The 22,789-nt window shown below is 38.0% G+C and carries 20 protein-coding genes; 10 read left to right on the forward strand and 10 right to left on the reverse strand.

Translation table 11 applies throughout. From position 1 onward, the window contains the following. Window positions 1–93: 93 nt before the first annotated feature. Window positions 94–771, reverse strand: coding sequence for a TIGR02117 family protein (locus AC07VK_RS13425; protein WP_492961031.1), 678 nt, complete (start codon window positions 769–771; stop codon window positions 94–96). A gap of 134 nt (window positions 772–905) precedes the next feature. Here AC07VK_RS13425 and AC07VK_RS13430 point away from each other — a divergent pair, with 134 nt between their 5' ends. After that, window positions 906–1,355 carry a VOC family protein gene (locus tag AC07VK_RS13430; RefSeq protein WP_492961033.1) on the forward strand — a complete coding sequence of 150 codons (450 nt, stop codon included), beginning with the start codon at window positions 906–908 and terminating at the stop codon, window positions 1,353–1,355. 3 nt (window positions 1,356–1,358) lie between these two features. Here the strand turns inward: AC07VK_RS13430 and AC07VK_RS13435 are convergent, their stop codons facing one another. After that, window positions 1,359–1,718: a DUF4180 domain-containing protein gene (locus AC07VK_RS13435; RefSeq protein ID WP_492952590.1), complete on the reverse strand. Its 360-nt coding sequence runs from the start codon at window positions 1,716–1,718 to the stop codon at window positions 1,359–1,361. A 316-nt stretch (window positions 1,719–2,034) separates the two neighbouring features. On the opposite strand from AC07VK_RS13435, the gene typA reads away from it, so the two are divergent. The 5 genes from typA to AC07VK_RS13460 all read left to right on the forward strand — a co-directional run bounded on the left by typA (window position 2,035) and on the right by AC07VK_RS13460 (window position 8,755). Further along, window positions 2,035–3,840, forward strand: coding sequence for a translational GTPase TypA (gene typA, locus AC07VK_RS13440; protein WP_057931394.1), 1,806 nt, complete (start codon window positions 2,035–2,037; stop codon window positions 3,838–3,840). 516 nt (window positions 3,841–4,356) lie between these two features. Continuing rightward, the gene (locus AC07VK_RS13445; protein WP_492961035.1) at window positions 4,357–5,283 is read left to right on the forward strand and encodes a lysophospholipid acyltransferase family protein; all 927 of its coding nucleotides are present in this window, start codon (window positions 4,357–4,359) and stop codon (window positions 5,281–5,283) included. A gap of 88 nt (window positions 5,284–5,371) precedes the next feature. Further along, window positions 5,372–6,286: a lysophospholipid acyltransferase family protein gene (locus tag AC07VK_RS13450; RefSeq protein WP_492961037.1), complete on the forward strand. Its 915-nt coding sequence runs from the start codon at window positions 5,372–5,374 to the stop codon at window positions 6,284–6,286. A gap of 40 nt (window positions 6,287–6,326) precedes the next feature. Beyond that, on the forward strand, window positions 6,327–7,517 hold the full coding sequence (locus tag AC07VK_RS13455; RefSeq protein ID WP_492961039.1) for a serine hydrolase domain-containing protein: 1,191 nt from the start codon (window positions 6,327–6,329) through the stop codon (window positions 7,515–7,517). A gap of 194 nt (window positions 7,518–7,711) precedes the next feature. Further along, entirely contained in the window at window positions 7,712–8,755 is a 1,044-nt protein-coding gene (locus AC07VK_RS13460; protein ID WP_215130037.1) for a hypothetical protein, read from the forward strand. 200 nt (window positions 8,756–8,955) lie between these two features. Here AC07VK_RS13460 and AC07VK_RS13465 read toward each other — a convergent pair whose 3' ends face one another. The 3 genes from AC07VK_RS13465 to AC07VK_RS13475 form a co-directional block, all read right to left on the reverse strand. After that, complete coding sequence (locus tag AC07VK_RS13465; RefSeq protein WP_492961041.1) at window positions 8,956–9,516, reverse strand: type 1 glutamine amidotransferase domain-containing protein; 561 nt, start codon at window positions 9,514–9,516, stop codon at window positions 8,956–8,958. A 199-nt stretch (window positions 9,517–9,715) separates the two neighbouring features. After that, entirely contained in the window at window positions 9,716–10,462 is a 747-nt protein-coding gene (locus tag AC07VK_RS13470; protein WP_492952595.1) for a glycosyltransferase family 2 protein, read from the reverse strand. A 150-nt stretch (window positions 10,463–10,612) separates the two neighbouring features. After that, window positions 10,613–11,893 (reverse strand): glycosyltransferase family 4 protein, encoded by a 1,281-nt coding sequence (locus tag AC07VK_RS13475; RefSeq protein WP_494939802.1) that lies wholly within the window; start codon window positions 11,891–11,893, stop codon window positions 10,613–10,615. Between the two features lie 174 nt (window positions 11,894–12,067). Between AC07VK_RS13475 and AC07VK_RS13480 the strand changes: the two genes are divergently transcribed. The 3 genes from AC07VK_RS13480 (at window position 12,068) to AC07VK_RS13490 (ending at window position 17,792) form a co-directional block, all read left to right on the forward strand. Then, window positions 12,068–15,265: a S41 family peptidase gene (locus tag AC07VK_RS13480; protein WP_492961045.1), complete on the forward strand. Its 3,198-nt coding sequence runs from the start codon at window positions 12,068–12,070 to the stop codon at window positions 15,263–15,265. 214 nt (window positions 15,266–15,479) lie between these two features. Continuing rightward, window positions 15,480–16,229 (forward strand): class I SAM-dependent methyltransferase, encoded by a 750-nt coding sequence (locus tag AC07VK_RS13485; protein WP_492961047.1) that lies wholly within the window; start codon window positions 15,480–15,482, stop codon window positions 16,227–16,229. Between the two features lie 6 nt (window positions 16,230–16,235). Continuing rightward, window positions 16,236–17,792 carry a rhomboid family intramembrane serine protease gene (locus AC07VK_RS13490; protein ID WP_492961049.1) on the forward strand — a complete coding sequence of 519 codons (1,557 nt, stop codon included), beginning with the start codon at window positions 16,236–16,238 and terminating at the stop codon, window positions 17,790–17,792. On the opposite strand, the gene AC07VK_RS13495 is transcribed toward AC07VK_RS13490, so the two are convergent. Then, window positions 17,789–19,240, reverse strand: coding sequence for an alpha-L-fucosidase (locus tag AC07VK_RS13495; protein WP_494939803.1), 1,452 nt, complete (start codon window positions 19,238–19,240; stop codon window positions 17,789–17,791). The genes AC07VK_RS13490 and AC07VK_RS13495 overlap by 4 nt on opposite strands. A 164-nt stretch (window positions 19,241–19,404) precedes the next feature. On the opposite strand from AC07VK_RS13495, the gene AC07VK_RS13500 reads away from it, so the two are divergent. Beyond that, entirely contained in the window at window positions 19,405–20,082 is a 678-nt protein-coding gene (locus AC07VK_RS13500) for a hypothetical protein (protein ID WP_492952602.1), read from the forward strand. 119 nt (window positions 20,083–20,201) lie between these two features. On the opposite strand, the gene AC07VK_RS13505 is transcribed toward AC07VK_RS13500, so the two are convergent. The 4 genes from AC07VK_RS13505 to AC07VK_RS13520 form a co-directional block, all read right to left on the reverse strand. Continuing rightward, window positions 20,202–20,969, reverse strand: a complete 768-nt coding sequence (locus AC07VK_RS13505; RefSeq protein WP_492961053.1) for a ThuA domain-containing protein — start codon at window positions 20,967–20,969, stop codon at window positions 20,202–20,204. A 37-nt stretch (window positions 20,970–21,006) separates the two neighbouring features. Further along, on the reverse strand, window positions 21,007–21,441 hold the full coding sequence (locus tag AC07VK_RS13510) for a low molecular weight protein-tyrosine-phosphatase (protein WP_492952604.1): 435 nt from the start codon (window positions 21,439–21,441) through the stop codon (window positions 21,007–21,009). A 2-nt stretch (window positions 21,442–21,443) separates the two neighbouring features. Then, a complete protein-coding gene (locus AC07VK_RS13515) occupies window positions 21,444–21,866 on the reverse strand; it encodes a hypothetical protein (RefSeq protein ID WP_492952605.1) in 423 nt (140 codons plus the stop codon). Between the two features lie 116 nt (window positions 21,867–21,982). Beyond that, window positions 21,983–22,789 (reverse strand): S1/P1 nuclease, encoded by an 807-nt coding sequence (locus tag AC07VK_RS13520; protein ID WP_492952606.1) that lies wholly within the window; start codon window positions 22,787–22,789, stop codon window positions 21,983–21,985.

Raw genomic sequence — 22,789 nt, forward strand, 5'->3', positions numbered from 1 at the left:
CTTTGTGCTGTCCGATTAATATGACAAGTAAATTTGTACGCAGAATTGCTTAAAGGTGTAAAATACCTGTATAGTTATTTCACGGTATTCTTATCACTGATATTTTAAAAAAATACCGGTGTCGAAAATGGTCCACAAACAGCTTCTTTGTCCGCATGCTTTTAGTGCTGCATTAGCCCAGGTATTGCAGGTTTTAAAAATGCTGTAACTTCCCTTTGCCTCGTAAAAGGCATCGCCAATATCATAATGGATGTTTGATTTAACATTGATCAAATGTCCGGTTTCGTCTTTTTTGAAACTATTTAAAATATAATCGATCAGTTGTCGGTATTGCGCCTTGCTGATGATAATTTTCTTGCAGTTCGCATCTTCCCATATGTTTTTGTAATAGGTGGTGTGCATGGCAGATGTACTTAGTCCAGAGATTGCCCGTAAGCCGTTACTGAGTTTAAGGTCCGAAAATTCTGGTGTTTCGAGGTAGAATTTTTTATCGCCCCAGCCCATAGCCAGGTATTGATAAGTGTTATCGGCTTCAAGTGTATTTTGGTAACTGATTTCTTTTGTCCAGTTCATTTCTGCACTAACAGCCGGAACAATGATATCGGTGTGTACGCCGTTCGTCATGATGTAGATGGCAACCTCTTTGGGATTTGAAGGGCTGGCATTTATGGTAATGCGTGAGCAACAAAAGGCGATCAGAAAATAAAGCCCAATCAATGCGATAAAAGTAATGCTGCACCTGCCTGCATATTTTAAAAACCTTTTGCTCATTTCGATCGTGTTATTTATTCTTAATGCAGCATTTGAGTTTTGGTAACCCATTCGGCTTCAGATATCGATTTTATTGATGGCAGTATCGAAAAACATGATTTTTTGTGCCTATAACTTATCTCTACCTTCACTATATGATAAAAGGACTGTTTGAAACACATATTTATGTAGAAGATTTAGCCAGGTCGATTGATTTTTACAGTAATACATTGGGCTTAACGATGTGCCATTACGAAGAAGAACGCAAAATTGCCTTTTTCTGGATCGGAAAACCCCAGCAAGCCATGTTGGGGATCTGGGAAAAACCTAAAGACGAAATCGATATCAGGCACTTTGCCTTCAGCTGTGATCTAGATGATGTATTGAATAAATCTGTCAGCTTTCTCCGATCTAAAAACCTGAAGCCCTATAACTTTCTTAAAAGTGGAAGCTGCGAACCCATGGTTTTCGCCTGGATGCCTGCTTTGGCCATTTACTTTAATGATCCTGACGGACATGCATTGGAGTTTATTGCCATTTTAGAAGGAAAGGCAAGGCCAGAGCTAGGCGTAATCTCTTACGGGGATTGGTTAAGCATATCATAAACTTCATCCAGCTAGCTTTGTTAGGGCTTCAGTTGTCGAACCCAAAAAATTGATGTGTTTGCCCTTATTGCTTTCGTAAATAAAATCTTTAATGCTTTTGCTTTGATATGGGGTAAAATCGCCTATAATTGCGAGGCTTACCCGGTAATTTGAAAACTTTTGTAGAATTTCTCCTGCTATTCCATTTTTCAGGTCGAAGAAAGCAGGTGTAATGTTCTGTTCGTGTATCATAATTTTATCAAATCCCTGGTAGTATAGGTTTCCCAATAAGTCTAATCCATCGGCTGCATTATTAATAATTATTTCTTCTGAAAGAACTTCGGCAATATTGGCATTGTTTAACGTGTGCGATTCAATTTTCATCTGTTGATTTTAATAGGCAGGTAAAAGTAATGATATTCATAATATAAAAATTATGCTTTTAACAGGAGAATCTGGTTAAAAATCTGTTAATTATGTTCTACAACTGAATCTAAAACTAAATTTAGTTTAAGCTTGCTCAGGATTTTCTAACAATCCGACGGAAAGGTAAGGGCTGTAATAAAGGTGAAAAATATGGTATTCGCTTTTCTGTTTAAAATGAGATAATTACAACATTATCATCATATTAAATAGTGATAGATATAGTAGAAAATCCATTTCAAAACACTATCTTTGCGCCAAATTTGAGGCGCATTTTATGCAAAAGATTAGAAATATAGCTATTATAGCACACGTTGACCACGGCAAAACTACTTTGGTTGATAAGATTTTACATTCTTGTTCTATTTTTCGTGACAACGAACAAACAGGAGATTTGATATTGGATAACAACGATTTGGAGCGCGAGCGTGGCATCACGATTGTATCTAAAAACGTATCCGTTCAGTACAAAGACGTAAAAATTAACATTATTGACACTCCTGGTCACGCGGATTTCGGCGGTGAGGTTGAGCGTGTTCTGAAAATGGCAGATGGTGTACTTTTACTTTGCGATGCTTTTGAAGGTGCAATGCCTCAAACGCGTTTCGTAACGCAAAAGGCTCTAGCCCTTGGTTTAAAACCAATTGTGGTAGTAAACAAAGTGGATAAAGAGAACTGTCGCCCAGAAGAGGTTTATGAGCAGATTTTCGAATTGTTCTTTAACCTTGAAGCAACTGAAGATCAGTTGGATTTTCCTGTAATTTACGGTTCATCTAAACAAGGATGGATGAGTACAGATTGGAAAGTACCAACTACCGATATTTTTGCTTTGTTAGATGCGGTTGTGGCAAACATTCCACCTGCACCAATTAACGACGGTACTTTACAGATGCAGATCACTTCGTTAGATTATTCATCTTTCGTAGGTCGTATCGCAATCGGTCGTGTACACCGTGGTACAATTAAAGAAAACCAACCGGTTACTTTAATCAAACGCGATGGTAAAATCGTAAAATCAAGAGTAAAAGAACTTTATACTTTCGAAGGTTTAGGTAAAATCCGTACTACTGAAGTAAGTTCAGGTGATATTTGTGCAGTTGTAGGTATTGATGGTTTTGATATTGGTGATACAATCGCTGATTTTGAAGCACCAGAACAATTACCGGTTATCAGCATTGATGAGCCAACAATGAACATGTTGTTTACCATTAACAACTCTCCATTTTTTGGTAAAGAAGGTAAATTAGTAACTTCTCAACGTATTAAAGAACGTTTGTACAAAGAGATGGAGAAAAATTTAGCTTTAAAAGTTGTTGAAACAGCTTCTCCTGATGCATGGTTGGTTTATGGCCGTGGTATTCTCCATTTATCTGTACTGATCGAAACGATGCGTCGTGAAGGTTATGAGATTCAGGTAGGTCAGCCTCAGGTTATCATTAAAGAAATTGATGGTAAGAAACATGAGCCAATTGAAACTTTAATCGTTGATGTTCCTGGCGAAGTTTCTGGTAAAGTAATCGAATTAGTAACTCAACGTAAAGGTGAGTTGTTAATTATGGAGCCAAAAGGCGATTTACAGCACTTAGAATTCGAAATCCCGGCACGTGGTATCATAGGTTTACGTAACAACGTTTTAACTGCTACAGCAGGAGAAGCGATTATGGCTCACCGTTTCAAAGCTTATGAGCCTTGGAAAGGTACAATCCCTGGTCGTTTAAATGGTGTATTGGTTTCAATGGAAAAAGGACAAACTACTGCTTATTCAATCGATAAGTTACAGGATAGAGGTCGTTTCTTCATCGATCCGGGAACTGATGTTTACGAAGGTCAGATTATGGGTGAGCACATCCGTGATAACGATTTAGTGGTAAACGTGGTAAAAGGTAAAGCATTAACCAACATGCGTGCCTCTGGTACTGATGATAATACCCGTATTGCACCGGCAATTAAATTCTCTTTAGAAGAAGCAATGGAATATATCCAGGCTGATGAGTATATCGAGGTTACGCCGCAAAGCATGCGTTTACGTAAAATCTTCTTAACAGAACAAGAACGTAAAGTTAAAGGAAAGCAATTCGCTTAAACCCTAAATCCCCTAATGGGGACTTAAAAATATAGATTACTAAAGCCTCGATGGAAATCGGGGCTTTTTTGCGTTTAAAGGTTTTATTGGGGTTGACAACTTAATAGTAAGAACCCCTGAATTTGTCAATTGAAGGAATTAGATTCTTAGGCGGTGATAAAAATAATAAGGAAAGCAGTTTCAGTACATTTTTTAATGTTAGTCCTTCTTTCCGCTAAATCCCCGATGAAGAATCGGGGGATACCGCTGCAATAAGGTTTAGAATCGTTAGGGTTGTGCTAATAGGTTGGGTTGGTAATTCGTCTGATCACCAAAGTTGCGGGTTCTAATGGCAAGTGGAGAACAACATCAGGCAAGTCGTTGCTGGCCAGTTAAATTGTTAATCAAGTGCGCGATTTTTTGTCAGCATTTTTTCATAAAACCTTTGGGAATAAAAAAACTAACAATTATATGGCAATTAATTTTGCGCTCAGCTTTAATTTTGTGTTTTTGCAAGCAAACTAATCATCCCACATCATGATTAATAAAGGGTTATCCAAAATGGGTATATTTTTATTAAATATGCTCTCGTTGTTGCCGCTATTTATTTTATACAGATTGGCGGATGCTTTTTATGTGTTAATATTTTATGTTTTTGGCTACCGTAGGAAAGTGGTTAAAGAAAATCTGGTTAATGCATTCCCCGAGAAAAATACTGCTGAAATCAATGCCATAGAGAAACGTTTTTATAAATTTTTTTCTTCACTTTTTATTGAGGTGATTAAAATGAAAAGCATTTCTAAAAAGGAATTAAATAAAAGGGTAAAATTTAAAAATACCGATCTGGTAGAAGCCTATCTCAAAAATAACGAAAGTGTGCTTTTCTGTTCATCACATTATGGCAATTATGAATGGGTGTGCATGGCTATCGGATTAAACTTTTCTGGCAAACATTACCCAATTTATAAACCGTTGAGCAGCGAAGCTTTTGATAATTGGTTTTTGACGATGAGAAGCAAATTTGGCAACCATATGGTGTCGATGCGTCAAACTTTAAGGGCTATTCAATCGAGTAAAAATGAACCGACCATGTTTACTTTTGGAAGCGATCAGGCGCCTTCAAAAGATGAATCGAACTACTGGACGACCTTTTTAAATCAGGAATCTTCCATCCAGTTAGGGGTTGAGAAAATTGCCAGAAAAACAAACCGACCAGTGTTTTACCTCAAAATAAATTATTTAAAAAGAGGATATTACGAAGTAGATTGTGTGCCGATCTGTTTAAACCCAGCAGAAACTGCTGAGTTCGAAATAACCGAAATGCATACGCACTTTTTAGAGGATATGATTAATGAAGCACCTTCATATTGGTTATGGAGTCACCGCAGATGGAAATATAAACCTGAGCAAAAGATTTCAGAAGTCATCAAAAAAGATCAGAACATAATGGATGCCATGGCTTAGCTAATCCATCTGTCTAAATATGAAATCTAACATTTTCGTGGCATAATTTTTTAAGGTGCTTTTTAAATTAGCACTTTAAATTTCTGGTATGATTAAAAAGGGGATTTCCCATTTGGGAATATTTTTTTTAGGCGTATTATCTCTGCTTCCATTATCTGCTTTATACATTTTGGCCGATGGAGCTTATTTACTACTGTATTTTGTTTTCGGCTACCGGCGTAAAGTTGTTCGGGAAAATTTATTAAATGCGCTTCCTGATAAAACATTAGAAGAGATTTTGGTTATCGAAAAACGCTTTTACCGATACCTGGCTTCGCTGGTCTTCGAGATTATTAAAATGAGCAATATCTCAAAAAAAGAAATCGAAAGGCGTTTCATATTTAAAAATAAAGCACAGGTTCAGGAATATTTAGATCGGGGAGAAAGTGTATTAGTCTGTTCAGCACATTATGGAAACTGGGAATGGGGTACCTTAGGTATCGGGCTCAATTTTTCTGCAGATCATTATCCTATTTATAAGCCCTTAACCAATCCAGTTTTCGATACTTGGTTTAAAAAAGTACGAAGCAAATTCGGCAACAAATTAATTGCCATGCGACAAACCATGAGGGCTTTGCAGGCGAGTAAAGATAAACCGAGCATATTTAGTTTTGGGAATGACCAGGCACCCTCGAAAGATGAATCTCATTATTGGACAAGTTTTATGCATCAGCCCAGCTCGGTTCAGTTAGGGATTGAAAAAATTGCAAAACGTACCAACCAGCCTATCTTTTATTTTAAAATCAAGGTGCTTAAACGCGGCTTTTACGAGGTAAATTGTGTGCCTCTTTGTTTAAATCCGGCCGGGACCGCTGAGTTCGAAATTACTGAAATGCACACCCGTTTTTTGGAAGAAATTATCAGGGCAAAGCCCGAGTATTGGTTGTGGAGCCATAAAAGGTGGAAATATAAACCTAAACATCAACTTCTTTTTACCACAAATGAATTGCTAAAGCAGGCATAATTTCCTAAATATTTTATATTTGTTGGTATAACGCCTACCCATGAAAACTTTCAAAAAAATACTCTTAATTCTGATTTATTCATTTTTTTTATCGCTGTTTGCGCTATTTCTTTGGAAGCCCTACCTATTAAGTGTGCTAAAAAATAGAACACCTGGTGCCGAAACATATAAAATTTTCCCTCAGGAAATTTCGCATAAAAGTGATTCTGCCTTTCATTTTATCAGATCGGCCAGGCAACGGAACGATTTAGATACACTTCATGTCCTGGACGGAAATAATCAAATTATTCCATTGAAAGAATATTTAAAAAACGGACAGGTCAATGTTTTTATCGTGATCAGGAATGACAGTGTTTTATACGAAAAATATGATAAGGGTTATCGTGATAGCACCTTAACCACCATATTTTCTGGTGCCAAAAGCATGCTTTCTATTATGATCGGGCAAGCATTAAATGAGCATAGCATTAAAAGTTTAAACGATAAAGTAACTCAGTATATTCCAGAATTAAAACCGAATTCCGCCTTTGAGGAGATCACATTAAAAAACCTTTTAGATATGAAATCAGGCCTGGAGTTTCAGGATGCTGTAGGTGGAATTGTTAAAGCCTTTTTTTCTGATGAAGCCAAATATTATTATACGGATGATATGAAAGCCCAATTGATGAAAGTTAAACTGGTAAATAAACCCGGTACGGTTTGGAAGTACAAAAGTATCGATCCGATTTTATTGGGTTGGGTTTTGCAAAAGGCAACTGGTAAATCGGTAGCTCAATATTTCGAAGCCAATGTATGGAAACAGATGGGAACACAGTATAACGCAACCTGGGGATTGGATCAGGTTAACGGTTTAACAAATACAGCGAGCCGTTTGCAGGTTACGGCTATCGATTTCGCTAAAATTGGCCGGTTGTATTTAAATAAAGGCAAATACAACGGCAAACAGGTCGTTCCAGAAAGCTGGGTAAATCAATCGATAAATATAGGTTCAGAAAAACCTGCATCGGCAAAAGGCTGGCAAAAATCAGCCCATCACTATCTCTGGTGGATTCCACAAGAAGGTGATAACGGCGATTATGCTGCTGAAGGCATGCTGGGCCAAAGGTTATACATTGATCCGAAAACGAATACCATTATTGTTCAGTTTGCCGATCACGGCGCAGGGAATTATCCTTATCGAAAAATCAGCAGGTATTTGAGTGCATTGCCGTTTAGCTATCCAAATCGTTAGTAACCACCGAGCACACTAAGGTTTTACAGAGACAAAAGAGAGAATGGATGATTTTCTTTTTTGTTGGCCACAAAGCATTTTTACTGGTTTAAACTATACGCTGTTAGCTCTGTGACGTTCTCGGTGCGCGCTGTGGTTAATATTCATGGCAAAAAAATTAATATATTTTCTATAAAACTGTACATTGCCGCTGCATGGAAAACAACGATGTAAGAATTTCGAAAAAGAAACCGATTTTTCCGGTAACGCCTGCTTTGCAGAAATATTTACGCACTTACCAACGGGAGGCAAAATTACCCATCGGTTATAATGATTTAATGCAGTTTAACGAAGCTTTCCCTTTAATGGATAAGTTTGGGAAAGATTCGCTCTGGGAAGGGCCGATTTATGCACAGGATTTAATTGAAACTTTGCATGATGGTTTAAAGGAAATTTATGCAAACTTAAAAGCATCTGGCAATCTGCGGATTGTGGAGCATAAGTACATCGATAAAATAGAATATTGCACCTTCGGAAATACCCATCCATTTCGTATCCGCATTGTAAATCGTTTAAATGATGTTTACGATTATTTCTACATTAAAAAAGCCGATGCTTCGCGTATTTATGGCCTGGAAATGGAAGAAATCCTTTCGCCCAATCAGGTAAATTATCTTGTTGATGGCAATACCTTAGTGGAAGAACATATTGCGGGGATTCCAGGTGATGTTTTTACAAAAGGGCAGTTGTATACACCAGAGTTTAATCCAACCCGTATTGCAAAAGAGTTTGTTAAGTTTAACGAACGTTGTTTAATTATGCTTTTAGGTGATATGCGGGCTTATAATTTTGTAGTACAGATAACACCCGATTTTGATGATATTCAGTTCCGTATCCGTGCAATAGATTTCGACCAACAGTTTTACGAAGGAAATTTAAAGGTTTATCTGCCCCAGTTTTTTAAAGAGAATTTACCTTATGTTAAAATGAGCATGGAGCAGCTGACGGAGAAAACCGTACTCCAATATCAACAGGAAGAACGCTCGTCTATTGTGCACAGGGTTAGGAGCGAACGCCATCGATTAACTGATCTCCGCGACGTTTCGAACAAAGAAGAACTCACCACACCGGAAAATATCGCGCTGCTAAAACAGAGTATGAGCGATTATTTTAAGGATACAAATTATTTGCGCTGTAAAACCATGACCGACATTATTGAATTGAACATCAAAAATATTATTAGGCAGGTTAAATTGTAAAGTGCTGTGGTGTCAGATGTTAGCGTGGTGTTGGATGTTACCATCCGACACTGAAAAGGATTAAACAAGGTAATCCTATTTATTGAGAATAACGCTCCGTCGGATGGTAACGTCTGACGGAGCGCGGAAAAGACAAAATAAAAACGGCTGACAATTTGCCAACCGTTTTTGAGTGAATCTAGAAAGAGCGTCCAAAGTTTTTAGGCGTGCTGCCCTTCGTGAACACCTTCGGCAAATTCCTCTACAATTTTATCATTAAAAGCTGGTAAATCTTTTGGTGTACGGCTCGTAACCAAACCTTGGTCTACAACCACTTCCTCATCCGACCAAAGTGCACCTGCATTGATCAGATCCTGTGAAATGTTTTTTACTGAGGTCATTTTTCTGCCCTGAACCACATCTGCATTAATTAGGGTTTGAGGCCCATGACAGATTGCCGCAACTGGTTTCCCATCGGCAAAGAAAGATTTTACAAATGCTATCGCATCTTCGTTAACACGAAGCTGATCGGGATTAATAACACCGCCCGGTAGCAGCAAACCATTATAATCTTCGGCATTTGCTTCAGAAATGGTTTTGTCTACATCAACTTCTATCGACCAATGATCATGGTCCCAGGCTTTTATTTTTCCACTTTTTGAGGAGATAATGTGAACGGTTGCGCCCTCTTCTTTTAACCTTTTAACTGGTTCGGTTAATTCTACTTCTTCAAATCCGCTTTCTGTAAGTACAGCAATAGTGCGGTTACTTAATTGTCCCATAATCTTTAAATTTTTAATAGGTGATGTATTAAAGACAGTTAGGGAAAATTATTGTTTTTAAAAATTTGAGATTGCCATATTAATTAACCCGATCGTCATGCTGTCCCGAATCTTCGGGATCAGCATCTTTAAGGTAATAATACTGTCTAGCTGGATAGATTCTGAAACAAGTTCAGAATGACGACCTGCTGGAGATTGGTTAATCGTTGGTTCTACGGTGTTTTACAAAATACAAAGCTAAATTACCTGCAATGATAATATGATTAAAGATATTCGGTACTAAACCATAATATTTGGTGAAGATTTTAAACCGTTCTTTTAAGCTTTCGCGGTGTTTTTTCTTGCTCATGCCACCAACCAGGTATTTGGCTACATAACGGTGAACATTAACAATATTAGAGGCTTTTTTTGCTGCTTTGATAATCCAATCAATATCTGAGCTATACTTATAAGTTAAATCGTATGGTGTAATAATACTGCGGCGGATGTAAATGGCCTGATGGCTGATGTTCATGCCATATTTAAAGCTGGTCCAGTCGAATTCTTCGGGCGCTTCGTGCCTTCTACGGCCTAAATTTTCCCAGTTATCATTGTACATTTCCGTTTCCCCGTAATAAATATCGGCACCGGGGGCAGAGGCAAAAACATCTTCTACTGTTTGTTCATCATAAATCTCATCACCTGAGTTCATAAATAAAACATAATCGCCCGTTGCTAATGCTAAACCTTTGTTCATGGCATCATAAATCCCTTTATCGGGTTCTGATACAATTTTTGTAATCTGATCTTTATAACGTTCCACAACCTGCAAAGTGCCATCAGTTGATGCGCCGTCTATTACAATATATTCGATTTTTTCATAGGTCTGTTTAAGGATAGATTGAATGGTACGTTCGATATCGCGAACGTTATTGTATACAATGGTGATGACAGTTAGCTTTGGCAAGGGATGCTTTTTTGGATTGGAGTAAATTTAATAAAGATTGTGCGAATTTTCTGCCTCAATGTGAAAATGAAATTGGGGAAACATTTTGCATCAAAACGCGCTGTAGTCAATCTAAATTCCCTTGATTTCTGTGTTTTTGTGGCGCTTAATTTACTTCGGCTGTAAATCAATCAATGTTTCGTAAAGATGGATATGCTCCGCAGCGATTACTTCTTCCGAGAAATCGGTTAAAATACTCAATCTGGCCGCCTTTTGGATTTCTTCTTTATTCGGGCGGTGGTATAGCCATTCAATGCCGTTAGCTAAATCTTCCGCATTTTGATACTCGGCCAGGTAACCGTTCTGCATGTGTTTCACCATGTCCGGAATCCCTCCCGTAGTAAAAGCAACAACAGGCGTAGCACATGACAAACTTTCCATTACTGTATTGGGTAGATTATCTTCGAGAGAAGGCGTAATAAAAACATCGGCGGCCGAATAACATTTTGCCAAATGATCGTCTTTATTAATGGTACCCAAAAATGTAGTTTTGAAAGGAAATTCGGGCATTTCTGCATTTTCCTTATTACCGAAAATAACCAGTTCAATATTTTCTTTTTGTATCCCTGCTCTGCGCGAAAGGATTTCCAAAGCTTCGATTAAATAAGGCGTTCCTTTGTGTTTGTCGTTTTTTGAGGGCATAAATCCGCTCATCAATACAAACTTATCCGGATTGATCTTTAAGATTTTTTTTGCCTCCGATTTAACATAAGGTTTAAAAATTTTTGTTTCAATCGTATTCGGGATAACTGTAGCTTTCCTCGTGCCCAACAAACTGCTGAACTTTATCGATGCAGCCATCCATTTGCTAGGTGCCACAATGTGAAAATTCAATTCGGTATAAGCCTTTTGTTTACGTACCCAGGTTTTATGAGAAATATCATTTTTGCCGCTTATTTTTAAAATCGGGCAGTTGCCGCATTGCTGGTGAAAATTTTCGCACCCATAACGCACATGGCACCCACCTGTAAAAGCGTTACTATCATGAAAAGTCCATACAATCGGTTTTTCCAGCTCATCAAGCTGGGCTAAAAATTTAGGATTAAGAAAACCGTGGTTTACCCAATGTAAATGGATAATATCAGCATTTTTAACATCGGGGTGGTTAATTACCGAACGGCCGAACCATTGTAAACTGAAAGGCGTCTTTATTGATTTGCTTAACCATTTTGAATAATATCTTTCGGATAGGATATTGTAAATGGCTTTCGCTTTTTGAAAAGGCGACTTGCTAAAGGTATCTATCTTCGGGTTTTGACCAAATTTATAGTAAACCAATACTTTTGAATCGATTCCACTGGCCTTTAAGGCATCACTTAAGCGCAAACAGGCACGCCCTGCTCCGCCATTTCCATCATAGGTATTTAGGTGTACTACTTTCAAATCAATCAAAAATACATTTTATTGTTTACGAATATAAAATCTGTTGCGTAATTTCATATTAATATTTTTTATCGCTTTTTTATTGTAGGATGTATCCTTTAATGTCTAAAATAATCGTCTCAAAGTTTGATGGTTATTTTAAACAAGCCGGGTTAAGGCATCCAAAGCCAAACAAAATAAATCATGATCAAATCGCTGTTGAAATCGCTTGCAACATTCGCATTTTTGTTGCCCATTCATTCATTTGCTCAAGGCCAAACCTACTTTGCCGCATACCCTGCTTTAACGCCCGATGCACAAACAATAGTATTTAGCTATGATGGCGATATCTGGAAAGTACCTGTAAAAGGAGGTGTAGCCTCCAGGGTTACCGCCATGCAGGGCGAAGAGATTAATCCGAAAATATCTCCTGATGGGAAATGGATGGCTTTTTCATCCAATCAGTTTGGTAATTACGACGTGTATGTTATGCCTTTAACCGGTGGTGATATTAAACAATTAACTTTTAACGACGCTGCGGATGAAGTGGATAACTGGAGCTGGGATTCAAAAACAATTTATTTCACATCTGGTCGCTATAATTCTTTTTCGAGTTATAAAGTAAGTGTAAACGGTGGTACTGCCGTTCGTTTATTCGATAATTATTTCAATACTACGCACCATATTGCCGAATCGCCAAGTGGTGAACTGTTTTTTAACGATACCTGGGAGAGTTACCGATTTGCAAACCGCAAACACTACAAAGGAGCCTACAATCCAGATATTCAATCGTACAACCCAAAATCGAAAAGTTATAAAAGTTATACCGATTATATCGGGAAAGATTTCTGGACCAGTGTTGATCAAAAAGGGAATGTCTTTTTTGTATCAGATGAGGGCAATGAGGAATACAATCTGTACACTTTTATTGGTGGCAAAAAAACAAGTCTGACTAATTTTGATACTTCCATTAAACGCCCCTTTGTTTCGGCCAATGGAACTACAGTTGTGTTTGAGAAGGATTATCAATTGTATACCTACGATGTAGCTTCGAAGAAAACCGAGAAAATCAATATCAGTACTTCGCGTAACCAGGTGTTGAGTAAGGAGCAGGAGTACGATGTTCGCGGAAATATTTCGGCTTTTGATGTTTCTACTGACGGGAAAAAAATGGCTTTTATTTCACGTGGTGAAGTATTTGTAAGCGATGCAGACGGAAAATTTATCCGTAAGATTACCAACAGTGGTGAACGTGCTTTAGAATGCAAATGGCTGGCCGATAACAAAACAATTCTATTCAGTCAAACGGCAAATGGCTATCAAAACTGGTTTACCATTACTGGTGATGGAAAAGGATCTGTAAAACAGCTTACAAAGGATAAAGCAAATGTACGCGATATTACCTTGAACAAAACTAAAACCATGGCGGTGTACCTGAGCGGCAGAAACGAACTCAAGCTAATGGATCTTAAAACTTTTGATGCTAAAACGTTGGTAACCGACGAGTTTTGGGCCCTACAAAGCGCTGCGCCAAGCTTTTCACCTAATGATGAATATGTGCTTTTTACGGTATACCGGAATTTCGAGCAGGACATTATGGTACACAGCATTAAAGGCAATAAAACCATTAATTTAACCAATACAGGTGTTACCGAAACAGGGCCTGCATGGTCGCCAGATGGCAAGTATATTTTCTTTACCAGCGCCCGTACCAAGCCTTCTTACCCAACGGGAATGCAGAATGCGCACATTTACCGGATGGCATTGAACAATTATGATGAACCTTACCGTTCTGATAAGTTTGATGACCTGTTTAAAGAAACCAAACCTGCACCAACTGAAATTAAGCCTGCAATAACTGATAATAAAAATGATAAAAAAGCAAAAGCAGATACAGCTAAAAAGAAAACTGAGGTAAAACCTACGCCAAAACCAGCAAATGTAATTACCATTAATACACAGGATATTTTAGATCGGGTAGAACTGGTTGGCCCTTCATTTGGTGGCCAGTACGGAACTGATGCTTTTGCAAAAGGCGATAAAACTTATGTTTTTTATTCATCTAACCACGAAGGTGGCGCCCCAGGCCTTTACCGCACTACTATTGAGCCTTTTGAAGCCAATAAAACAGAAAAAGTTGCTGATGGGGGCGATTATTCGATTATTTCATCAGGGGATAAATTTTTCGTTTTATCAAGAGGTGCAATCAATAAATATACCTTAGAAGGGAACAAGCTTGACCGCGTAGACCACGGTTATAAATTTACCAGAAACCTGAATGCCGAGTTTAACCAGATGTTTTACGAAACCTGGGTAGGTTTGGATGAAAATTTCTATGATGAAAAATTTCATGGTGTAGACTGGGATAAAATGAGAACACGTTATGCCGCTTATCTGCCCTATGTGAACAACCGCAGTGACCTGAGGATTTTATTGAACGATATGTTGGGCGAACTGAATTCTTCGCATATGGGCTTTAACAGTGCAGGGGCAGAGGAACGTAAAAACCTTACTTACATCACCAACGAAACAGGAATCATCTTCGATAATGAAAATCCTTTAAAGGTTAAACGTATTGCGGCTAAAAGTAATGCCGCCCGTACCGGAACCAATATTTTGGCAGGAGATATTCTTACAGAAGTAAATGGTGTTAAGGTAGATGAAAAAATAGACCGCGATTATTATTTTAGTAAACCATCATTGGATAGAGAAATCACTTTGACCTTTAAGCGTAACGGAAAAGATGTTTTTGTAAACGTACATCCTGAAAGTTCAGGTACTTTGCGTGGAAATCTTTACGATGAGTGGATCACTCAAAACCATAAAAATGTTGATAAATGGAGCAACAACAGGATTGCTTATTCTTACATGAAAAACATGGGTGGTGGAGAATTGGAAACTTTCTTGTTGGATATGGTTGCTCAAGAAGAAAATAAGGAAGCCATTATCCTCGATCTGCGTTACAATACCGGAGGAAACGTACATGATGATGTGCTAAAATTCCTTTCTCAGCGCCCTTATTTACAATGGAAATACCGCGGCGGTAAAATGGCGCCACAAAGTAATTTTGGCCCGGCAGCAAAGCCAATTGTATTGCTTATTAACGAACAATCTTTAAGTGATGCTGAAATGACGGCTGCAGGGTTTAAACAATTAAAATTGGGTAAGATTATCGGTACAGAAACCTACCGTTGGATTATTTTTACTTCGGCTAAAGGATTGGTTGATGGTTCTTCTTACCGTTTGCCATCGTGGGGCTGTTATACCATGGATGGCAAAAACATCGAGAAAGAAGGCGTTAAGCCAGATATCTTCGTGAAAAATACTTTTGAAGACCGTCTGGCAGATAAAGATCCTCAACTCGAAAAAGCGGTGGCAGAGATTTTGAAAGATTTGAAATAAAGTTAATTAAGCGCTCAAAATCGTCATTTCGATCCGATAGCTATCAGATGAACTGCAATGGAGAAATCTTTTCTGCGACTTTAAAAGATTTCTCCACTGCGGTCGAAATGACGATGAAGTTTCAATGTGATATTTTTTATCAGTTTAAACAGTTAACCATTTTAGGCAGTTAACCAAATTTTTCCGTTTCTTTGGGAGTGGAATTATTTAAAACATGGCAAATTTATTAACCGACAGGGCTTTTTGGGTAAATTATTGGGAAAGTAAAAAAGGACTAGCGGTTCAGTTACCTTCAAACTATTTATTTCATCAGCAACTGGCAGATGTTATTCAGAAAGATAATGTTAAAACCGCTATAGAATTGGGTGGTTTTCCGGGTTATTATGCCGTATTCCTGAAAAAATATTTTCAGCTTGATGTTACCCTTCTCGATTATTTTGTTCATCCACCGGTTGTAAATGAGCTTTTAGAAAAGAACGGCTTAACCGAAAAGGATATCCATATCATTGAAACTGATCTTTTTAATTACACGCCCGAAAAGCAGTATGATCTTGTACTAAGCTGCGGTTTAATTGAACATTTTAACGATACTGCTGATATTATTAACCGTCATATCGCTTTCGTAAAACCAGGCGGCACTTTGTTTATCACGCTGCCAAATTTTAAGGCGGTTAACGGCTGGTTCCAAAAGAATTTTGATAAGGAAAACTACGATAAACACAATATTGATAGCATGAACCCAGTGTTATTGAAATCTATCTGCGAGCAGGCCGGACTTAAAGAAGTAAAATCTGGTTATTTTGGTCGTTTTAGTGTGTGGCTGGAAAATGAAAGCCAGAAATCGGCAGGCGTTCGTTTATTTAAGAAAGTAGTTTGGCTGACCGGAAAAGTATTTACAAAGATTATCCCATTCGAAAGCAAAAATCTATCACCTTATATTATCTTAGTAGCGAAAAAAATATAACGCGCTATGTCAATCAGTTGGGGGTACTCGCCTAAAATTGAAAAATATATTCCTTTGGCCGATTTTCCGGCAGATAAATACCTAATCATTGCCAGGCAGGCCATTGAAAATCTGGGATGGAAGTTAAGTCACTTATCAGAAACCGGGATTATTGCTTATACACCATTATCTTTTCAATCCTATAGTGAGGAGATCTCGATCCGTATTATCCGCAATTTTGCCGTAGTAAAAAGCGAATGCGTAGGTATTCAGCTGCTTTTAAATGATTATGGGAAGAATGATGCAAACCTCGAAAAGTTCTTTCATGAATTTGAATACGTGGAGTATCACCTAAAGGATTCGTGGGATGAAATTAGAGTTAAATTCCATGAATTAGTTGCCACTTCCGATGGTACTTATTTTGAAAAGGCCCCATTAGCCATTAAAAATAAGATCAAAAATGTTTTCTTCCTGTTTTTTCCTCAAAAGGGTTATATCGTTACCCCAATCCTGGTTGCATTGAATGTTCTGTATTGGGTTTTAATAACGTTTGTAACATTTGTTTACAGGCAATACTTACTAACACAAGCCTACCAAACAGGTTCTAAAGAAAGTTTTGTTGAAAAAATACAAACCTTATTGGTTTATTTTGGTGTGAGCAATAAATTCCTGGTGCTTGATGGGCAATATTGGAGACTAATTTCAAGCTTATTTATCCATGTGTCGTTTTCTCATCTGTTTTTTAACATGTACGCATTAATCTATTTAGGGTTAATGGTTGAAAATAAATTAGGTTGGAAAAAATTCTTAACTATTTATTTGTTAAGTGGCATTTGTGGCGGATTTATCAGTTTACTTTTTCACGAATCGGGTTATATTTTTGGCGCTTCTGGTGCGGTTATGGGCGTAATGGGTGCACTTATAGCACTTTTGCTCAATAAATATTTTGAGAAAAATGCAGGCCGGGCATTGTTGATCAGTACAGTTTTTGTAACTGCGATAATTATTTTAAACGGATCATTATCTAAATCAACTGATAATGCAACACATATTGCAGGCATGATAGCTGGTTTTATAATCTGTTATATTTTTAGCTTTAAATTACAAAAGCAGCCTTGGCAGAATACTCAATTGCGCTATGCGGGCGTGTTTATTTTATTTATTGCTTTTTCGTTTGGAGTAGCCTTTTTTACTCCGAATTATCAAACGCAACAATACAAGAAGCTAAGGGATAGTTTTAGCGATAACCTGATTTCCTTTAATCAGCTTTTATATTTGAAGGCCTCCTTATCAAAAGAGGAAAAACTTAGAGAAGTGAACGATTATGGCATTATCCCCAGCCAGAATAACCTGCAAATTATCAAACAGATGAAGCCTCTTAAGCTTAAAGATTTAGAGGCTTACGATCGTTCGAAGAAAGCGGAAATTGCAAAAAAAATGTCTCTTGCTGTTGCTTTGATGTTAAGGGATATTCAAGCTGATAGCGTATCAAAGTACAGTAAAGAAACATCCAAAGAAATATCCAATGTTGCAGAACTCACTTTCAAACTTAGCGATAGCTTAAGCAGGGCAAATCAAAATTAGTTTGTGAATTTATATATCCCAATTTCACTTAAAGTAATACAAACAGGCGATTTGGTAATATTTATTTTTATTTTATTAGTTGTAACAGGGCTCTCCAATTTAATCAAACGTTTCGCGCCGATGCTCGTGCCCTCGTAAACTTTTTTCCATGCATTGTTTTCAAATACCTCAATGGTGTAAGCCTCTATTCGCTGACCCAAAGGAATATACTCTTGCAGGCTAATGATATCAAAGGTTTTAGCTGTTTTTAAATCTACTTCTAAACTTGCCTGATGAATATCATCCTGCGTGGCCCAGTAACTTTCCCTGTTGCCATCGAGCAAGGCAGCAACATCATACTTTTTGCCCCGGCCATTACTCGCTTTAATCGATGCATTTTTGGCCAGGTTACGCTCGAAGGTATGTTTAACCATATCGCCAAAAGTTTTCAAAGCAGTTACATCATCATAATGAAGTTGTCCACGGGTATCGGGTGCTAAACCCAGATCTAAACCCGCGCCGCGGCCAACACTTTTTAAATATAGATCGAACAGTGTTTCTGGGGTTTTAGGTTTTTCGTTGGCATGGTAAAACCACCCTTTTCTTAAAGGAACATCGCATTCGGCAGGCATCCAGAATTTACCGTTTCGTATTCCTTCAGGGCTTTGCGGATAATTTGCCTGACCGGGAACAGCTTCATTTTTTCCATCAGGAGCCATTGGTGTAAAGGTAGCCCAGGAGGTTGGTGCAGCATGTCCATCTTCATTGCCTACCCAACGGATATCCAAACCAATATCGCTAAAAATATTGGCCATCGGTTGCATTTTACGGGTAATCGCCCAGGTATTTTTCCAGTCGTAATAGGTAGTGTTATCTATAGAGCGTTTTTCTTTTGCACCACCATAATAGCCATCACCACCGTTTGCACCATCGTGCCAGCTCATAAAAAGTTCGCCAAAATTGCTATAAAGCTCCTTTAACTGGGCCTGATAAATGGCCAGATATTTATCGGTACCATAAAGCGCATTGTTCCTGTCCCATGGCGAGCAGTATACGCCAAACTTTAAACCATTTTTACGTACGGCCAGCTCCACTTCTTTAACTAAATTTCCTTTTCCTGCTCTGAAAGGACTTTTACTGATATTATAATCGGTCGTTTTGGTTGGCCATAAAGCAAAACCATCATGATGTTTTGCAACTAAGATAATGCCTTTTAATCCACCAGCCTTAGCTGCTTTAATAATTTGATCGGCGTTAAAATCTGTCGGGTTAAATGTTTTCGGATCCGCATCGCCGAAGCCCCATTCTTTGTTTTCGAATGTAGTTGGCGTAAAATGGATTAGGCCGTAAACTTCAATATCATGCCAGGCCAGTTGCCTTTTTGATGGTAGTACACCGTAAGGTTTAGGCGGTGTTTGGGCGTAAATTGCTGTTGTTAAGAATAGAAAAAGAATTAATATGGGTTTCATCATCATTATAGCTTAGATCTAACTAAAGTACAAAAAAATAACAGCTGAAGGAAAAGAGTTAATCAATATTTAACGTCTTGAAAATGTAAACACGAAATTATTTTTACATCTTGATCGTTACATGGATTCACCAAACATTTAATTTCAGTTTACGTTAATTAACTATGAGCGCTTTTATCCAGAATCCTCCCGATGGAGGTACAATGTATACTGAAACGAATCTTAGCCAGCTTTTTCCTGAGCCATTTAATACTATAACTAGTTGCTTTTTTTTAGCTATTGCAGTGTATTGGACAATAAAAATTTGGGGGAATTTTAAACAGCATACTTTTCTGACCATTGCCCTGGTTTTACTTTATATAGGTGGAATTGGAGGCACCACTTATCATGGATTGAGGCGTTGGCCAATTTTTATTATGATGGACTGGATGCCGATTATGATTTTGTGCCTTTCGGCTGGTGTTTACTTTCTTTCGAAGTTAACCAAGTGGTATTTTGCCGTTCTAATTGTAGCGATATATGCCTTCTTTCAGTTTTATGTCCGAAGGCTTTTTAGCAATGGCGATTTTCAGATTTTTATCAATATCAATTATGCTTTTATGGCTGGGCTGGTTTTATTTCCTGTATTTGGCTATCTGATCAAAACAGAATGGAAAAATGGCAAATGGGTTGGCTTTGCGCTAATTGCTTTCATTTTTGCGCTAACTTTTCGCATTGCCGATAAATGGGATGTGTTTACAATTGGTACTCACTTTTTATGGCATACTTTCGGGGCCGTAGCTTCTTTCTGTATGCTGAATTATATTTATTTGGTTAATCTGAAAAAAGCCAGATCTTCATAAATATTTATTCCTGAAACCTGCGGCTCCAAGTGCAAGCAATGTGCTTTCTCAGTTGTTTTATTAGATAGGGATGAAAGGTTGAGCCCGCTGCTAATTGTTCAGCGGGCTCAACCTTGATCTTATAATTTTGAATGAGCCTTACTGTAGTCCAGTTTCTTTTGTCCGCCTATGGCATATTCAATGCCGCCCCATAAATGGTTCTGGAATTTACCTTCTGTCCAGCCTTCTTTAGTATGGCCCATACAGGTATAGAAAGCCCTGCCGCCATCAAAATTGTGGTACCAGCTAAAAGGATGGAAATTGCCATTTTTACCACCAGTATACGATTTCTCGTCTAAAGTAATCAGCACTTTAATATCTGGATTGATATCCTTAAAGTTATATAGCTCATCTTTTCTCATCCAAACTGAATCGGCAAAGAATTTGGTCGAAGGATGTTTTTTGTCTTTAATGATAAATTTAGCTTCCTGTACGGCCGGGTGACTGATGAAATAAGCGCCGGCCAATTTGCCGTACCAAGGCCAATCGTATTCAGTATCCGTTGCGGCATGGATGCCCACATAACCTCCACCTGCCTGGATATATCTTTCGAAGGCTACCTGTTGTTTATTGTCTAAAACATCGCCTGTTGTATTTAGAAAAATAACAGCAGCATATTTTTTAAGGTTATCTTCTGTAAACAGATCGGCATTTTCTGTGGTATCTACATCAAAATGATGTTCGGTGCCTAATTTTTGGATAACTTCTTTTCCGGTTTCAATAGAGTTGTGCCTAAAGCCTTTGGTTTTGGAAAAAACTAAAACTTTTGCCGATTTCTTAGCAGTGGTATAGCTTTGGAATAAAAAAACGGATGTAATTAACAAACATACTGACAGGTACTTTTTCATTTTTGACTTGGTTAGTGATTGATATTGAGCTTTAAATTTAAGAAAGTTGTTTGATAATTTCTCTACACCTTTCTTCAACCTGTCTGCAAACGGGGTTAAACAGGGCATTATCCCAATATGGGTCTGTAACTTCGTCGTTATCAAGGAAAAGTTTAACCTTTTTCCGCTCCTCATTGGTTTTAGCGAGACTTTGAACATCAGCTAAATTATTCCTGTCCATAACCAAAATCAGATCGTATTTAGCAAACATGGAATGGTTAAATTGTTGCGCCCGCTGCTTGCTGATATCGTAACCTAGCGCTTTCGCTGCCGAAATACTCCTGTGATCCGGGGCTTTGCCGATATGCCAGTTACCCGTTCCTGCCGAAGAAATTTCCCAGTTTAAGTTTCGTTCATTAACCAGATGGCGCATAATGCCTTCAGCCAACGGTGAACGGCAGATGTTACCAAGGCAGACCATTAAAATTTTCAATATTATTTGGATTTATATACAAAAACAAATGTATAAATAATTCCCCCTTCTCCTGGGTTTGAAGTACTTTGTGTTAATCTATCTCCCTTTAATGTCATTGGTGATTGTGGCGCATAAGATAAAAAAATCTGATCACCATCCCTTCTCCAGGTTCTAATGCTTGTGTCAGATATCATATCGCAAAGCGCTCCGTTGGAACCTGAAGTGTATGTGCCATCCTGAGAAAAAGAGATCATGGAATTACTCACACAACTGGCTGATCCCATCAGTTCCATATAGTTGGTGCTCGTTTTTTGGCCAATGGTCATTGCCGGGCTAACTGTAACCGATTCGATGCGCCAGTCTTTTTGGGTTAATGTTTTGTCAAGATCTTTTTTGCAGCCGAACGCTAAACAAACAGTTAAAATAAGTATTAATTTTTTCATGGTTTATAATCGGTTTTGGTTTATATCTAATTAAACGAGTTTTATGGTTGATATGCTACAGACAAAAAAAATGCCCCAAGCTTTTAGCATTAGGGCATCGAAGAATATCTGAAATATTATCCGTAGATATCGTTTAACATTTTAGCCAAACGCACACCACCTTTTAGTAACTGGCTGTTGAGGGTTTCAACCCAATCAAAATTGTAGCGGTAGCTTAATTTAGCATCCGGTTTGGTGGTATCATAAATTTTGTTGCAAATGGTGTACGATTCATAAATGCAATCTTTCAAGTTTGTGTTCTGCCAGTTGTAAAGTTGAACAGCCGAAGGATGATTAATTGCTTTCGCATATTCTGTATAGCTTAACTGCTGATACTCGATAAGCTGTTCATCCCAAACCCTGTGGATATTCGATTTTTCATTGAACCATAATACCGAAATGCGGTTACCACCCAAATCCTCTTTACGGGCAACATGCATCGGTTGAGATAAATCGCCAGCCAGGTGCACCAACATGCGTAAAGCCAATTTCTTTTCGGCTGGGGTGCTGCTTACTTTCTTTAATACAGCAATTAGATCAGGTATTTTGTTGTAAAGATTAGGCGATTTTTCAGTTTCTAAAAAGTTGTAAACACCATCCTTGTTGAGCCCCACAGGAAGATTAACAAAATGCCAGTTATACATGTAATTGTAGGTAGAGTCTGATTTGATGAAATCGCCCCAGTTGGCACTCATGGCCAAAGTTTCGTAACCTAAAATGCCCTGAATAGCCTTGCGTGTTTTAGCTTTTAGGTAGCTATCGGCAATTTCGCCAACTACCCGGTGACCAATAGTCCCCCAGGCATTTGCCTGAATTGGTAAATAGGCTAAAAAACCAAAAACCAGCGCAATGGTTAATTTCTTTTTAATGGATGTTAAAATCAT

Source organism: Pedobacter sp. GW821-FHT01D05, from assembly GCF_059422505.1.

Excerpts from the sequence above, each read along its gene's own strand:
- AC07VK_RS13505 (WP_492961053.1), bottom strand. The coding sequence starts at position 20,969 with ATGAAAAAGTACCTGTCAGTATGTTTGTTAATTACATCCGTTTTTTTA.
- typA (WP_057931394.1), top strand. The coding sequence starts at position 2,035 with ATGCAAAAGATTAGAAATATAGCTATTATAGCACACGTTGACCACGGC.
- AC07VK_RS13435 (WP_492952590.1), bottom strand. The coding sequence starts at position 1,718 with ATGAAAATTGAATCGCACACGTTAAACAATGCCAATATTGCCGAAGTT.
- AC07VK_RS13465 (WP_492961041.1), bottom strand. The coding sequence starts at position 9,516 with ATGGGACAATTAAGTAACCGCACTATTGCTGTACTTACAGAAAGCGGA.
- AC07VK_RS13450 (WP_492961037.1), top strand. The coding sequence starts at position 5,372 with ATGATTAAAAAGGGGATTTCCCATTTGGGAATATTTTTTTTAGGCGTA.
- AC07VK_RS13515 (WP_492952605.1), bottom strand. The coding sequence starts at position 21,866 with ATGAAAAAATTAATACTTATTTTAACTGTTTGTTTAGCGTTCGGCTGC.
- AC07VK_RS13455 (WP_492961039.1), top strand. The coding sequence starts at position 6,327 with ATGAAAACTTTCAAAAAAATACTCTTAATTCTGATTTATTCATTTTTT.
- AC07VK_RS13500 (WP_492952602.1), top strand. The coding sequence starts at position 19,405 with ATGAGCGCTTTTATCCAGAATCCTCCCGATGGAGGTACAATGTATACT.
- AC07VK_RS13430 (WP_492961033.1), top strand. The coding sequence starts at position 906 with ATGATAAAAGGACTGTTTGAAACACATATTTATGTAGAAGATTTAGCC.
- AC07VK_RS13485 (WP_492961047.1), top strand. The coding sequence starts at position 15,480 with ATGGCAAATTTATTAACCGACAGGGCTTTTTGGGTAAATTATTGGGAA.
- AC07VK_RS13425 (WP_492961031.1), bottom strand. The coding sequence starts at position 771 with ATGAGCAAAAGGTTTTTAAAATATGCAGGCAGGTGCAGCATTACTTTT.
- AC07VK_RS13445 (WP_492961035.1), top strand. The coding sequence starts at position 4,357 with ATGATTAATAAAGGGTTATCCAAAATGGGTATATTTTTATTAAATATG.
- AC07VK_RS13490 (WP_492961049.1), top strand. The coding sequence starts at position 16,236 with ATGTCAATCAGTTGGGGGTACTCGCCTAAAATTGAAAAATATATTCCT.
- AC07VK_RS13495 (WP_494939803.1), bottom strand. The coding sequence starts at position 19,240 with ATGAAACCCATATTAATTCTTTTTCTATTCTTAACAACAGCAATTTAC.
- AC07VK_RS13480 (WP_492961045.1), top strand. The coding sequence starts at position 12,068 with ATGATCAAATCGCTGTTGAAATCGCTTGCAACATTCGCATTTTTGTTG.
- AC07VK_RS13460 (WP_215130037.1), top strand. The coding sequence starts at position 7,712 with ATGGAAAACAACGATGTAAGAATTTCGAAAAAGAAACCGATTTTTCCG.
- AC07VK_RS13520 (WP_492952606.1), bottom strand. The coding sequence starts at position 22,789 with ATGATTTTAACATCCATTAAAAAGAAATTAACCATTGCGCTGGTTTTT.